This window comes from Rhodanobacter denitrificans, from assembly GCF_000230695.2.
In the GTDB taxonomy this organism is placed as follows: Bacteria; Pseudomonadota; Gammaproteobacteria; order Xanthomonadales; family Rhodanobacteraceae; genus Rhodanobacter; species Rhodanobacter denitrificans.
In genome coordinates this window covers 117,131-130,239 of record NC_020541.1, presented here as the reverse complement: position 1 = coordinate 130,239, position 13,109 = coordinate 117,131, and the positions used below count along the sequence as shown (strand labels likewise).

The following is a 13,109-nucleotide window of genomic DNA, read 5'->3' as shown; positions in this document are numbered from 1 at the left end:
GAGTTCGATCGAACAAAAGCAGCAGCAAGTCGAAACCCTCATGCGGCTGGCGCCGGTGATCCCGGTGGTGATCATCGACGACGCGAAGGCTGCGGTGCCGATGGCGCGTGCGCTGGTCGCCGGCGGCATCCCGACCATCGAGGTCACCCTGCGCACGCCGGCGGCACTGGAGGCGATCCGCGCGATCGCCGCCGAGGTGGAAGGCGCCGTGGTCGGCTGCGGCACCGCGCTGAGCGCGCGCGACCTGCAGGCGGCGCGGCAGGCCGGCGCCCGCTTCGCCGTCTCGCCCGGCACCTCGCCGCGCCTGCTCGACGCCGCCGACGACAGCGAACTGCCGCTGCTGCCCGGCGTGGCCACCGCCAGCGAGGCGATGGCCCTGCTCGAACGCGGCTATCGCCACCTGAAGTTCTTCCCCGCCGTACCAGCCGGCGGCCACAAGCTGCTCGGCGCCTGGGCCAGCCCGCTGCCGCAGATCCGCTTCTGCCCCACCGGCGGCATCGGCCTGAGCAGCGCGCCGGATTTCCTCGCCCTGCCGAACGTGCTGTGCGTGGGCGGCTCCTGGCTCACTCCCACCGACCGGCTCGCCGCCGGCGACTGGGCCGGCATCGAGCGACTGGCGCGCGAGGCAGCCGGCTTGCGCCGGGCGGACTGACGCGGCCTGCGCCGCCCGGCCACGCGATACCGGGTAAGGTTCCCGCTTGCACACACTCGTCGCCATCGGCGCGAGCCCTCACCGGCAAGGACGGAAGCACGTGAATATCGGACCGCTGGCACTCTCGTCGGCGCTGCTGGCACTGCTGTTCGGCGTCGTCGCCGCACTCGCCGTGGCCGGCTTCCTGGCCCGGCGCGGTTACGCCGACGCCGGCAATGCGTTGTATCTGGCACTCGGCGTCGGTCTGCTGACCGCGCGCATCGCCTACGTCGCCGGCTGGTGGCCGCAGTACGTGCAGCAGCCGCTGAGCATGCTGAACATCCGCGACCAGGGCTTCGACCCGATCGCCGGCGCGCTCGGGCTGCTGGCGGCAGCGATGCTGATCGGCTGGCGCCGGCCGCCGCTGCGCCGGCCGCTGGCCGCCGGCGTGGCGGTCGGCATCGCGGCCTGGGCCTTCGCCGGACTGCTCGCGTACAAGCTGACCGCGGCCAGCCATCCCGGTTTGCCGGCCCTGGCGCTGCGCGACCTGGACGGCCGCGAGGTATCACTGCAAACGCTGCGCGGCCAGCCCAGCGTGATCAACCTGTGGGCCACCTGGTGCGGCCCGTGCCGGCGCGAGATGCCGGTGCTGGCCGAGGCGCAGCGGACGACGACGCAGGTGCGCTTCGTGTTCGCCGACCAGGGCGAATCGGCGGCCGCGGTGAAGCAGTTCATGCGGGTGCAGCGCCTCGTGCTGGACGGCGTGCTGATCGACGGCAACCTGGACCTGTCGAACCACTACAACGCCCGCGGCTACCCGACCACCTTGTTCCTCGACGCCGACGGCCGCCTGCGCGACATGCACATCGGCGAACTGTCGCGTGCCACGCTGGCCGAGCGGCTGCAGCGGATCACCCCGCCCGCCGCCGCACCACGCTGATCACATCGCCATGGGCGGCGGCGCAGGGCGGGCGCTGCCCGCCCTGCCCAACCGCACGGGTCAGGCCGATTGTTCGGTCTCCAGCCGCGCCATCACCGCGTCGGTGACGCGGGCGCAGCGCTGGCCCATGAACGGGAACGCCCCACTCATGGTCTCGGCCAAAGTGCCCTGCAGCGACGTGCGCAGCAGCCGGCGCGCGCGGTGCAGGCGGGTCTTCACCGTCTCCGGCTTGATCGCCAGCAGGCTGGCGGTTTCCTCCACCGAGCATTCCTCCACCTCGCGCATCATGTAGACGGTGCGGAACGCCTCCGGCAGCTTGTCGATGGCGTGTTCGAGCAGGTGGCGGATCTGCGTGCGCGCAGCCGACACCGCCGGATCCTCGCTGCCGAACTTCGAGGGGAATTGCACGATCTGGTGGGTATCCTCCGGCGCCGCGTCGACCTGCTCCAAGCCGACCATGATGTGGCGCTTGCGCAACCGGCCCCGCGCCTCGTTCAGCACGATGCTGGTCAGCCAGGTCAGCAGGGTCGAGTCGCCACGGAACGAATCCAGCTTGTGGTAGGCACGCATATACGATTCCTGCAGCACGTCTTCCGCTTCCGCATCCTCGCCGAGCACGGCGCGCGCCACGCGGAACAACCGCTGGTTGCAGCGCTGCATGATGTGGCGGAACGCCTCGCGATGGCCGGCGCGAACCTGCGCCACCAGCGCGTGGTCGTCCAGCGCGGCGTAATCGACGGATGCAACATGGGCATGGGCTGACATGGCTTTCTCCTTTTACACCTGATCCGATGCAGCGGGGTGGCCCGAGGTTCCCGGGTCAGCCGGCCAGCGTGGCCAGGATCTCGCCGCGCCGCGGTTCCTGAGCGAATTCGCCGAGCAGGCGCCGGGTCTGCATCGATACCCCGTGCAAACGGACCCCGCGGGAGGACAGGCATTCGTGGCTGGCCTCGACCACCACCGCCACGCCGCGCGGATGCAGCACCTGCGCCAGGGTATCGGCGATCTCCACAGTCAGCCGCTCCTGGATCTGCAGGCGCCGGCCGAACGCCTCGACCAGCCGCGCCAGCTTGGAGATGCCCACCACGCGCCGATCCGGCAGGTAGGCGATGTGCACCACGCCGCGGATCGCCGCCAGGTGGTGTTCGCAGGTGGACTGCAGCGGGATGTCGCGCAGCAGCACCAGTTCGTCGTAGCCGCCGACCTCGCTGAAGGTACGGCTGAGCAGGCCGGCCGGATCCTGCCGGTAGCCGGCGAACCATTCCTCGTAGGCGCGTACCACCCGCGCCGGGGTGGCCAGCAGGCCCTCGCGCGCGGGCTCGTCGCCGGCCCAGCGGATCAGCGTGCGCACGGCGGCCTCCGCCTCGGCGCGCGTGGGGCGGGGGGTTTCCGCGACCGGCATCGGCGCGGCGGTGGAAGCGATGGATTGATCGAGTTCGAGCATGGGAGAGGTTTCGCTGGGGTGACAGCCGATCCGACGCAGGCGCCGCGGCCGAGGTTCCCGCTGCACTCCGCGCACCCGCCGGAACCTGTGCGCCGCTGCTGCATCTCATGGGCACCGGCAAGCTTCGCTCGCCCTTCATCCATCCAAGGAGACACCGCTCATGAACAAATCCCTGTTCGCCCTCGTCGTCGCGCTCGGCCTCGGCTCGCTCACCAGCGTGCACGCCGCCACCCCGGCGCCGGCCATCAACGACGCGCAGATCGCCCACATCGCCTATACCGCCGGCGCGATCGACGTCACCGCCGCCAAGCAGGCGCTGAGCAAGTCGCACAACCAGGCGGTGCGTCAGTTCGCCGAGGAAATGGCGCGCGACCACGCCGCCGTGAACGACCAGGCGCTGGCACTGGCCAAGAAGCTCGGCGTCACGCCGGCCGACAACGGCACCAGCCAGTCACTGGCCAAGGGCGCCGCCGCCGAGCAGACCAAGCTGGCCGCGCTGAGCGGCGCGGCCTACGACAAGGCCTATGCCGAGAACGAAGTGGCCTTCCACAAGGCCGTGCTGGCCGCGCTCGACGGCACGCTGATCCCGTCCACGCAGAACGCCGAGCTGAAGTCGCTGCTGGAAACCGGCTCGAAGCTGTTCCACGAGCACGAGATGCACGCCGAGCACCTGGCTGCCAGCCTGAAGTAAGGAGCACGTCATGTTCCGCAGCACGCTTCTGTTCCTCGGCCTGCTGAGCCTGGGCGTGGCCGCCGCGCCGGCGTTCGCGGCCGCCCCGGCCACGGCCACGGCACAGGCAAAGACGGTGCACGTGATCGTGCTCGACAAGATGATGTTCGGCCCGATGCCCACCGGCGTGCGCGCCGGTGACGTCATCGAATGGGTCAACCACGACATCTTCGAACACAGCGCCACCGCGCGCGACGGCAGCTTCGACATCGACCTGAAGCCGGGCGCCACCGTGCGCACCACGGCCAAGGCCGGCTCGTTCGCGTTCTTCTGCAAGTTCCACCCCGGCATGACCGGCACCCTGGTCGCCAAGTAACCCGGCAGCAGCACTCGCTCCCCCGAGCTGGCAAGGCCGTCTTACCGCGATCTTGCAGTGCTGCCGGTCCCCCGGTCGCAACGGGATCCGCACGATCCCGCTGCGACCGTTTTTCCGGGCTTACTCGCCCGGCGGCACCCGGGTCAGCTCCACCCCGTCCACCGTCATCTTCCACGCGCCGCCATCCTCGTGCGGCGGCATCGAGACCACAAAGGTGGTCTTGACCGGGCCAATGCCCACCACGAAGTTGTCACCCTCGAACGCCTGCAGCGGACCGTTGACGGACTTGCTCATGCCGCCGCCCACCCGCCGGTAGTTCACGTTGCCGCCGGTGGTGATCAGCAGCGACATCGTCGTCGACCGCCACTGCCCGGCATACGCCAGCTTCTCCGGCGGCAACGGCTTGGCGCAAGCGGCCAGCAACAGGCCGCACGCCACGAGTATCCACAGCAACTTGCGCATGTTTTCCCCCTCGGCAGAGACCTCGTCCCGGCATGCCGCCGAACGCTCGGGCCACGTGCTGCCAGCCGAAGTACTTTCGGCTGGCAGGGTTCAACCGGTCAAGAGCCCCCGCGGGCGCACCCCCATGCCGAGTGGCGCCCCGCCACGCGCTGCCGCCTACTTCACCGGCTTCACGTACGTATCGAACAGCTCGTCGATGCGCCGGTACTCGTCGTACCAGGCATCGGCGTGCACGAAGCCGTGGCGTTCCAGCGGGTACAGCGACATCCAGAAGTTCTTCTTGTGCAGCTCGATGAAGCGCTGGTACAGGCGGATCGAGTCCTCGGCCAGCACGTTGTCGTCGATCAGGCCGTGTTCGATCAGCAGCGGATCCTGCAACTGGTCGGCGTATTCGATCGGCGAGCTGGCCTTGAACGCGTCGGGATCGAGCTGCGGATCGTTGAGGATGTTGGCGGTGTACTCGTGGTTGTACAGCGTCCAGTCGCTGACCGGGCGCAGCGCGGCGCCGGCGGCGAACTCGCCCGGCGCGCGCAGCAGCGCCATCTCGGTCATGAAGCCGCCGTAGCTGCCGCCGTAGATGCCCACGCGGCGCGGATCGACGTGATGGTTCTTGACCAGCCACGCCTTGCCGTCGAGCAGGTCTTCCAGTTCCGGGTGGCCCATCTGGCGGTAGATCGCGGTGCGCCAGGCGCGGCCGTAGCCTTCGGAGGCGCGGTAGTCCATGTCCAGCACCACGTAACCTTGGCTCACCAGCAGGTTGTGGAACATCTGCTCGCGGAAATAGTGCGACCACGACAACGTGACGTTCTGCAGGTAGCCGGCACCGTGCACGAAGATCACCGCCGGCTTCGGCGACGCACCCTCGTCGGCCGGGCCGTAGTACTTCGCCCAGATGCCGCCCGCGCCGTGCGAGGACGGCACCTCGACGATCTTCGGCGCGATCCAGTCGTGCGCGCTGAACGCCGCCTTCATGGTGCTGGTCAGCTCGCGCGGCGTGCCGCCGGCGGACGGCTGGACGGCCAATTGCGGCAGCACGTAGGGCGCGGAATGCAGCACGGCGAGCTGCGTGCCGTCGGGTGACAGCGCGAAGTCGTCCATGCCCTGGTAGTGCGTCACGCGCGCCAGCTCGCCGCCGGCGGACGGCACGCGGTAGACGTCGTAGCTGTAGGGCGCCACCCGGTTCGTGCGCAGGTAGAACCACTGGCCGTCCGCGCTGAGCTGCGGGTGGCTCACCTCGAATCGGCCGGTGGTGAGTGCTTTCGCCTTGCCGTCGAGCGGCTTGACGTAGAGCTGCGACCAGCCGGTCTGCTCGCTCAGGTACCACAGCGTGCGGCCGTCCTTCAGCCAGCCGAAATCGTTGAAGTTCCAGTTGATCCACGCCGGGTCGGTCAACCGCTGCTGCGGCACCAGCGCGTGCCTGGCGAAATCCACGCTGGCGATCCAGCGGTCCTTGTTGTCGATCGCGCGCAGCTGGATGGCGAGCTGGCGGCCGTCGTCGCTCCATGCGATGCCGCCGCCACCGCCGTCGTCGGCACTGCCGACGATGCGCACGGCGCGCCGTTCCGGCGCCTTCAGCGCCTTGGCCTGCTCGGCCTTGCCGGCCTTCTGCAGCGCGGCGACGGCGCGCGTGCGCAGGTCCTTCAGCGGATCGTCGTGGATGCCGGGCAGCGGGTCGGTGGCCAGCGGGTATGACTGGTGATTGGCCAGGTCGAGCAGCAGCAGCGACTGCGGGGCCGGGTCGTTGCGGCCCACATACACGCGCGCCTCCTGCGGTTCGAGGTAGCCGGAGTCGGTGACGTAGTGGGCGAGCGTCGGCGCCTTGCCGGCTTCGTAGCCTTTCGGCGCGGTGACCAGCAGCAGCCAGCGGCCGTCCGGCGACAGTTCGCTGTCGACCGGGGTGATCTTGTCGCCGAGGAAGAACGGCAGCGGCGCGCGGCCCGGGTCGGCGGCGGCCAGCGCCTGCTCCTCGTCGCGCTTCGCCTGCTTGTCGGCCTTGAGCCGGCGCAGCGTCTTGAACAATTCCAGCTGCCGTTCGCCCAGCGCGTCAGGCTGCTTCGCCTGCGGGTCGTCGGCGAACTTCAGCACCGCCGCGGGCGCGGTGACGCCGCTGGCCAGGTCGTGGCTGTACCAGTCGTTGCCGTCGCGAAACTGCAGCGCGCGGCCGTCGGCGGAAAAACGCGGCGCGGATTCGTCCTGCGGCGTGCGGGTGAGTTGGCGGCGCCGGCCGCTTTGCAGATCCACCACGAACACGTCGCCGTGCAGGATGAAGGCGGCATGCCGGTGCGTGCGGTCGAACACCGCCGGGCCGTCGGCCTGCGCCAGCGCGGCCGGGTCCAGCTTCGCGCCTTGCCCGGTAGCCGGGTCGACCCGGTACAGGTCGCGCAGCGGGCTGCCATCGCGCTTCAGCGAGTAGTACAGGTTGCGCCCGTCCACGCTCCAGTACGGCGACTCCACCGCCTGGCCGATCCAGTCCGGGTTGGCCATCACGGTGTCCAGGTCCAGCGGCGTCGATGCCGGCGTGGCGAGCGCGGCCAGCGGCGCGACGGTGAAGGCGACAAGGGCGGCCAGCAGCAATCGGCGCATGGATTCTTCCCGGGCAAAAAGGCCAGCATAACCGAGCGCAACGGCGATCCGCGGCCACCCCTGCCGAAAGTCAGCGGCCGGCGGCTGCAGCGGCGGCGGCGCGTTGCTACCCTGCTTGCTGCCACGTCTTCCCATGGAACCCTCGCCATGCGCCTTGCGTCCTTCGCCGCCACCCTGCTGCTCGCCGCCGGCGCCGCTGCCGCCGCCCAGCTGCCGCCCGTGAATCCGACGACGAAGCCGCCGCGCGAGCTGGCGCTGATTGGCGAGCCGCAGCCGCTGCCGCCGCCCACGTCGCAGCAGGCCGCGTCCGGCACCTTCCACGGCGTCAGCGTGGCCGACCCGTACCGCTGGCTGGAAAACCCGGACGACCCGGCGGTGCGGCGGTGGATAGCCGCGCAGAACGCGTACACCGAGGCGACCCTGGCGGCGATGCCGCAGGGCAAGGCGCTCACCGTGCGGGTGCAGCAGCTGGCGATCACCTCGACCATGCGCTCCGGCCCCACGCTGGCCGGCGGCACCTTGTTCTATCTGCAGCAGACCCCGCCGCAGCCGCAGCCGGTGCTGATCGCGCAGGCGTGGCCGGACGGCACGGCGAAGGTGCTGGCGGATCCGAACGCCGACCACGGCGGCGCCGGCACCGCGATCACCGCCTACTGGCCCTCGCCGCGCGGGCGCTACCTCGCCTACGGCAGCGCCGAGGGCGGCAGCGAGCTGACCACCATCCGCGTGCTCGAGGTGGCCAGCGGCAAGACCCTGCCCGACACCCTGCCCTGGGCCGGCGGAGGCACCACGCCGCAAGGCCTGGCCTGGGATGCCGACGAGCGCGGCTTCAGCTACGTGCGCTTCACGCCGCCGGCGGCGGGGCAGGAAGTGGAGCAGTTCCACGCCACCCTAGTGTATCACACGCTGGGCCGGGCCGCCGCGACGGATCGCGTGGTGTTCGGCAAGGGCTACTCGAAAACCGCCGAGTACGTGCTGGTGAATGCGCCGGCCACGGCGCAGGCCGCGGTGCTCGCCTACGACGGCGACGGCGGCCCGGCCGAAGTGTTCCTGCAGCACGGCGATCGCTTCATCCGCGTGCTCGATCGCAGCGCCAACGTGCGCACCGCGGCCTGGGTGAATGGACGTCTGTACCTCGCCGCGTTCCGCGATGCGCCGCGCGGCAAGGTCGTGGCCATCGGCGACGACGGCAAGGCAGCGCCGGTGCTGGCCGAGCGCGAAGGCGCGATCCAGCAGATCGCCCCGCTTGGCGACGGCTTCCTGGTGGTGCGCAGCCGGGGTCCCGACTGGTGGGTCGAGCAGTACGACGCCGGCGCGATCTTCGTGCGCCGGCTACCGCTGCCGGAACATGGCATCGGCATCGGCGAGATCGCCTCCGAATCCGGCAGCAACAAGGCACTGGTGAGCTACGGCGGCTGGAGCACGCCCACGCGCTGGGCCGAGTACGACGGCCGCAGTGGCGCGCTGAAGACCGTGTTCGAGGTCAAGCCTGCCGCCGACTATTCGAAGGTGGTCGCACGACGCATCGAAGGCACCTCGAAGGACGGCACGAAGATCCCGGTGACCGTGCTGTCGCTGCGCGGCACCACGGCGAACGGCAAGCGGCCCACCATCCTCTACAGCTACGGCGGCTTCGACATCCCGATCAAGCCCGGCTTCATCGGCCCGAACCTGGCCTGGCTGGAGCGCGGCGGCGTGCTCGCCTACGCCAACATCCGCGGCGGCAACGAGAACGGACAGCGCTGGCACGCGCAGGGGCAGCAGCTCGACAAGCAGAACGTGTTCGACGACTTCCACGCCGCCGCGCTGGCGCTGATCCATGCGCGCTGGACCGACCGCGCGCACCTCGGCATCCTCGGCGGCAGCAACGGCGGCCTGCTGATGGGCGCGCAGATCGTGCAGCACCCGGCCGACTACCGCGCCGTGGTGGCGCGCGTGGGCATCTACGACATGCTGCGCCACGAAACCCACTTCGCCAACGGCCCGTACAACATCCCCGAGTACGGCAGTATCGCCGACCCGGCGCAGTTCAAGGCCACCCTGGCCTACTCGCCGCTGCAGCACGTCGAGACCAACACCGCCTACCCGGCGGTGCTGCTCACCACCGGCGAAAACGACCCGCGGGTGGCGCCGTGGCAATCGCGCAAGTTCGCCGCCGCGCTGCAGAACGCCAGCTCGTCGACGCGGCCGATCCTGCTGCTGACCCGCATGAACGCCGGCCACGGCATCGGCGCCCCGTTCAGCCAGCGCGTCGGCGACACCGCGATCGGGCTGACCTTCTTCGCGCACGAGCTGGGGCTGGATGGCAAACCTTGAGCGCAGCGACTGCGCAGGGGCTATCTCACCTGCCACCGCTGCGGCATGATGACCGCTCACGTGGTGCGGTGGCACCCGCGTTCACGGGGAGAAGATGGCGATGAAAGGCGTCATGTATTGTGCCGGCGTCATGCTGCTGGCCTGCGCGTTGCCGGCACGGGCAGCTGACCGTCAGAAACAGACCTATGTCATCGGTGCCGACGTTAGCGCGCTAGGTGAAGTGACAAAGACCGAGCCTGAGTCCGGGGTTACCAAACCCATCGCCGCCGTGCTGGACCTAGCGCTCAGGCACTGGCGATTTGTGCCCGCGCAGAAGGATGGGAGAGCTGTTCCCGTGCACACGTTCATCACAACGACGCTAGAGGTGGTACCCGATGCAGGTGGCAAGTACACACTGACCATCAGCTACGTCAGCCAGGGTCCAAAGTGGGAACTTTCCAGCATGCCGGTTTATTCTCCGGAGGCTTTGCAGATCCACGCACAAGGCAGCGTCGAGGCTACCGCCAAACTTCAGGCAGACGGCAAGTTGATCATCAAGGAATCACGCACTTCCAACCCAGGTCGTGGCGGCCGGCTGCTGACCAAAGCCGTCGACGATGCACTGCTGCGAGATCGGTATACACCGGAGACGCTGGACGGCAAGCCGGTTCCCGCGTACCTGCGCACCCGCATGACGTTCCGCGTCAACGAGAGCAGCAAGGTCACCACGACCGATTGCAAAGGAGGCCCTCCCGATTCGATACCGATTTGGTGCAGCGTCGCCAAGGCCCGTGATGAGGCTCCACCGACGAACGCAGATCTCGCTTTTCTGGAGCAAACGGGTTTTGTTGTAGGTATCGAAGCCAACCGGACCTGGCGTCCAGGAATTTCTAGCGTGTTGCAGCCGAGCGTGGTCAATCCGATAACTATGCATCTCTGATCAGCGTGTCGGCCTGATCGAGCGCCGGCATGGACTCGGGCCATGGCACCGACGCTCCTTTGATGGGCACGCAGATCGTGCAGCACCCCGGCGACTACCGCGCCGTGGTGGTACGCGTGGGCATCTACGACATGCTGCGCCACGAGACCGACTTCGCCAACGCCGGCCACGACGTCGGCACCCCGTTCAGCCAGCGCATCGGCGACACCGCGATCGGACTGGCCTTCTTCGCGCACGAACTGGGCTTGGCCGTGGCCCACTGACGGCACTGTTTCCCGCCTCGCGCGTGCGGTACGTTGCCTGCACGCGCGGCGCGGGGCGCCGGTATTTCAATGGGGGCACCATGAAAACCACCATGTGCTGCGCCACGCTGCTGGCGCTGGTCTGTGCCTTGCCGGCGCACGCCGCGGAAACCCGCGAGCGGACCTACAGGATCGGCACCGACGTGGACGCCGCCGGCCACGTCACCGCCACCCAATTCGACGCCGACGTGCCCGCCTCGATCGCCACGGTGCTCGCGACGACGGTGAGGCAGTGGCACTTCGTACCGGCCCGGCACGACGACAAGCCGGCGTCGGCGCACACCTTCGTCTTCACCAAATTGAAGGTCGTTCCGGATACCCATGGCGGCTACAGCCTGCGGATCAGCTTCGAGGGCAATGGTCCCCGACTGCTGAAACAGAACGTCCAGCCGCGCTACCCCATGGATGGCATCCGTGCGCGGGAATGCGCGTTCGTCATGCTGGACGCCACGGTACAACCGGATGGCAGCCTCGGCGACATGACGGCGCACAGCCAGTTCGCGGGCTGGCAGCTGCGCCCCTCATTCATCAAGGCCGTACTGGCCGCCGCCGGACAATGGCGCGCGATACCGGAACAGGTCGATGGCCAGCCGGTGGCAACCCGCATGCACATCCCGGTGTCCTTCACCATCAGCGAACCGATTTTCACTGCGAAGCAGGCCCGCATCCTCAACGAGGCCGCACGCAAGGAAACCGCTGCCGATGCGCGACCCGGCATCCCGCTGCCCTCCGAACAGGAGCTGGCTGTGGACAGCCCGCTGAAGCCGGACGCCGCGACCACGGTCATCCATGCGCCCTGACATCCTGTTACCCATCTCGCGTGTGCGGCACGATGGCCGCTTGCGCGACGCGGGGCGCCGACGCTGACTGGGAGGAGGAATCACGATGAAAAAGGTCATGCTCCGTACGGCCATGCTTCTGCTGATCTGTGCCTTGTCGGCGCACGCCGCCGAGAGGCGTGAACAAACCTTCGTTGTCGGCGCGGACGTGAACGCCCAAGGAGAGGTGACGCAAACGCAACCCGAAGCAGGCGTCAGCAAGCCGATCGCTGCTGCGCTCGATCTGGCGCTCAAGCATTGGCAATTTGTACCTGCACAGAAAGACGGAATAGCGGTGCCCGCGCATACATTCATCGAAACGGAGTTGGAAGCGATACCTGACGGCAACGGCAGGTACTCCCTGCGAATCAGCTATATACGGCATGGGCCGACGTGGGATCGTCATTTGCCACCGGCATATCCCACAGATGCCGTACGCAATCATGAATCTGGCGTCATCGTGGTGACGGGCGATCTTCACCAAGACGGCAAGATCGTCATCACCGACATTCGCGGCGTGCTTGAGGGCGGTGGCGGACTTCTCTTGAAGAAAGCCGCCAAGGATTGGTTCCTGCATCACAACGTCGTGCCGGAAACCATGGAGGGCCGACCCGTAGCTGCTCGGATATCCACATACATCACGTTTCGGCTCGGCGACATGGCCGGCGCTCAGGCAATGCGAACGGGTAAAGCGCCATACAGCGCAAAAGAAAAGGAACTCCTGCTTCAAGCCGGATTCAAGGACATCGACATCGAGACAAAGCTCCCGTCACCGCAGATTTCAAGTGTCTTACTGGCACGCACCATCAATCCGATAGTGATGCATCTTTAGATTTACGCGAAGACCGCCGCATCCCGAATCCCGAACTCCGTGAAGAGCATCGCTCGCAGGCGGGCTTCTACGAATCCAGCCGGATGATTGCGACTGCTACGATGGCAACCCGCCTCGCTGTTGATCCATGCCATGACCCTGCCCACCGTCGAACACGAAACCGGCTCCTCGCCCCGCTACAGCATCATCTGGCTGCACGGCCTCGGTGCCGACGGCCACGACTTCGCGCCGATCGTGCCGGAGCTGGTGGACCCGGCATGGCCGGCGCTGCGTTTCGTGTTTCCGCATGCGCCGGTGCGACCGGTGACGATCAACAACGGCATGTCGATGCGTGCGTGGTACGACATCATCGGCTTCGACGCGCGCGCGCCACAGGACGAGGCCGGCATCCGCGCCTCGATCGCCGCCGTCGGGACGCTGATCGAACGCGAGCACGCGCGCGGCGTGCCGAGCGAGCGGATCGTCCTCGCCGGCTTCTCGCAGGGCGGCGCGATCGCGCTGTCCGCGGGGCTGCGCCATGCGGAAGAGCTGGCCGGCATCATCGCGCTGTCGACCTACCTGCCCATCTCCGCCACGCTCGCCGCCGAGCGCAGCGCCGCAAACGCGGCCACGCCGATCTTCCAGGGCCACGGCAGCGCCGACCCGGTGGTCGCGCTGCCGCGCGGCGCCGCCTCGCGCGATGCGCTGCAGGCGCTGGGCTATCCGGTGGACTGGCACACTTACCCGATGGCCCACGCGGTCTGCGCCGAGGAGATCGACGACCTGCGCCGCTGGCTGGGCCAGCGGCTGGCGTAAGCGCGACCGCGCTGCGGCATA

At 68.6% G+C, this 13,109-nt stretch carries 14 protein-coding genes; 10 read left to right on the top strand and 4 right to left on the bottom strand.

Features of this window, described 5'->3' with window-relative positions:
- Positions 1-40 precede the first annotated feature (40 nt).
- Together eda and R2APBS1_RS00610 are read left to right on the top strand one after the other, a co-directional pair.
- The gene (eda, locus tag R2APBS1_RS00615) at positions 41-652 is read left to right on the top strand and encodes a bifunctional 4-hydroxy-2-oxoglutarate aldolase/2-dehydro-3-deoxy-phosphogluconate aldolase (RefSeq protein ID WP_236127031.1); all 612 of its coding nucleotides are present in this window, start codon (positions 41-43) and stop codon (positions 650-652) included.
- 100 nt (positions 653-752) lie between these two features.
- On the top strand, positions 753-1,571 hold the full coding sequence (locus tag R2APBS1_RS00610; RefSeq protein ID WP_015446442.1) for a TlpA family protein disulfide reductase: 819 nt from the start codon (positions 753-755) through the stop codon (positions 1,569-1,571).
- Between the two features lie 60 nt (positions 1,572-1,631).
- Here R2APBS1_RS00610 and R2APBS1_RS00605 read toward each other — a convergent pair whose 3' ends face one another.
- Positions 1,632-2,336 (bottom strand): RNA polymerase sigma factor, encoded by a 705-nt coding sequence (locus R2APBS1_RS00605; protein WP_015446441.1) that lies wholly within the window; start codon positions 2,334-2,336, stop codon positions 1,632-1,634.
- Between the two features lie 55 nt (positions 2,337-2,391).
- Complete coding sequence (gene folE / locus R2APBS1_RS00600) at positions 2,392-3,015, bottom strand: GTP cyclohydrolase I (protein WP_015446440.1); 624 nt, start codon at positions 3,013-3,015, stop codon at positions 2,392-2,394.
- A 160-nt stretch (positions 3,016-3,175) separates the two neighbouring features.
- On the opposite strand from folE, the gene R2APBS1_RS00595 reads away from it, so the two are divergent.
- A complete protein-coding gene (locus tag R2APBS1_RS00595) occupies positions 3,176-3,706 on the top strand; it encodes a DUF4142 domain-containing protein (protein WP_015446439.1) in 531 nt (176 codons plus the stop codon).
- 10 nt (positions 3,707-3,716) lie between these two features.
- Complete coding sequence (locus R2APBS1_RS00590; protein WP_007510267.1) at positions 3,717-4,061, top strand: cupredoxin domain-containing protein; 345 nt, start codon at positions 3,717-3,719, stop codon at positions 4,059-4,061.
- Between the two features lie 120 nt (positions 4,062-4,181).
- On the opposite strand, the gene R2APBS1_RS00585 is transcribed toward R2APBS1_RS00590, so the two are convergent.
- On the bottom strand, positions 4,182-4,523 hold the full coding sequence (locus R2APBS1_RS00585; protein WP_015446438.1) for a hypothetical protein: 342 nt from the start codon (positions 4,521-4,523) through the stop codon (positions 4,182-4,184).
- Positions 4,524-4,679: 156 nt separating this feature from the next.
- Positions 4,680-7,106 (bottom strand): S9 family peptidase, encoded by a 2,427-nt coding sequence (locus R2APBS1_RS00580; protein WP_015446437.1) that lies wholly within the window; start codon positions 7,104-7,106, stop codon positions 4,680-4,682.
- 147 nt (positions 7,107-7,253) lie between these two features.
- Here R2APBS1_RS00580 and R2APBS1_RS00575 point away from each other — a divergent pair, with 147 nt between their 5' ends.
- The 6 genes from R2APBS1_RS00575 (at position 7,254) to R2APBS1_RS00550 (ending at position 13,088) form a co-directional block, all read left to right on the top strand.
- Complete coding sequence (locus tag R2APBS1_RS00575; protein ID WP_015446436.1) at positions 7,254-9,422, top strand: prolyl oligopeptidase family serine peptidase; 2,169 nt, start codon at positions 7,254-7,256, stop codon at positions 9,420-9,422.
- Positions 9,423-9,522: 100 nt separating this feature from the next.
- The gene (locus R2APBS1_RS00570; RefSeq protein ID WP_015446435.1) at positions 9,523-10,341 is read left to right on the top strand and encodes a TonB C-terminal domain-containing protein; all 819 of its coding nucleotides are present in this window, start codon (positions 9,523-9,525) and stop codon (positions 10,339-10,341) included.
- 29 nt (positions 10,342-10,370) lie between these two features.
- On the top strand, positions 10,371-10,604 hold the full coding sequence (locus R2APBS1_RS00565) for a hypothetical protein (RefSeq protein WP_157769686.1): 234 nt from the start codon (positions 10,371-10,373) through the stop codon (positions 10,602-10,604).
- A gap of 80 nt (positions 10,605-10,684) precedes the next feature.
- The gene (locus R2APBS1_RS00560) at positions 10,685-11,443 is read left to right on the top strand and encodes an energy transducer TonB (protein WP_015446434.1); all 759 of its coding nucleotides are present in this window, start codon (positions 10,685-10,687) and stop codon (positions 11,441-11,443) included.
- A gap of 85 nt (positions 11,444-11,528) precedes the next feature.
- The gene (locus tag R2APBS1_RS00555) at positions 11,529-12,293 is read left to right on the top strand and encodes an energy transducer TonB (RefSeq protein ID WP_015446433.1); all 765 of its coding nucleotides are present in this window, start codon (positions 11,529-11,531) and stop codon (positions 12,291-12,293) included.
- Between the two features lie 132 nt (positions 12,294-12,425).
- Positions 12,426-13,088, top strand: coding sequence for an alpha/beta hydrolase (locus tag R2APBS1_RS00550; protein WP_015446432.1), 663 nt, complete (start codon positions 12,426-12,428; stop codon positions 13,086-13,088).
- Positions 13,089-13,109 lie beyond the last annotated feature (21 nt).

Coding starts and splice junctions, on each gene's coding strand:
- R2APBS1_RS00565 (WP_157769686.1), top strand. CDS start 10,371: ATGGACTCGGGCCATGGCACCGACGCTCCTTTGATGGGCACGCAGATC.
- R2APBS1_RS00570 (WP_015446435.1), top strand. CDS start 9,523: ATGAAAGGCGTCATGTATTGTGCCGGCGTCATGCTGCTGGCCTGCGCG.
- R2APBS1_RS00605 (WP_015446441.1), bottom strand. CDS start 2,336: ATGTCAGCCCATGCCCATGTTGCATCCGTCGATTACGCCGCGCTGGAC.
- eda (WP_236127031.1), top strand. CDS start 41: ATGCGGCTGGCGCCGGTGATCCCGGTGGTGATCATCGACGACGCGAAG.
- R2APBS1_RS00580 (WP_015446437.1), bottom strand. CDS start 7,106: ATGCGCCGATTGCTGCTGGCCGCCCTTGTCGCCTTCACCGTCGCGCCG.
- folE (WP_015446440.1), bottom strand. CDS start 3,015: ATGCTCGAACTCGATCAATCCATCGCTTCCACCGCCGCGCCGATGCCG.
- R2APBS1_RS00575 (WP_015446436.1), top strand. CDS start 7,254: ATGCGCCTTGCGTCCTTCGCCGCCACCCTGCTGCTCGCCGCCGGCGCC.
- R2APBS1_RS00585 (WP_015446438.1), bottom strand. CDS start 4,523: ATGCGCAAGTTGCTGTGGATACTCGTGGCGTGCGGCCTGTTGCTGGCC.
- R2APBS1_RS00595 (WP_015446439.1), top strand. CDS start 3,176: ATGAACAAATCCCTGTTCGCCCTCGTCGTCGCGCTCGGCCTCGGCTCG.
- R2APBS1_RS00555 (WP_015446433.1), top strand. CDS start 11,529: ATGAAAAAGGTCATGCTCCGTACGGCCATGCTTCTGCTGATCTGTGCC.
- R2APBS1_RS00590 (WP_007510267.1), top strand. CDS start 3,717: ATGTTCCGCAGCACGCTTCTGTTCCTCGGCCTGCTGAGCCTGGGCGTG.
- R2APBS1_RS00550 (WP_015446432.1), top strand. CDS start 12,426: ATGACCCTGCCCACCGTCGAACACGAAACCGGCTCCTCGCCCCGCTAC.
- R2APBS1_RS00560 (WP_015446434.1), top strand. CDS start 10,685: ATGAAAACCACCATGTGCTGCGCCACGCTGCTGGCGCTGGTCTGTGCC.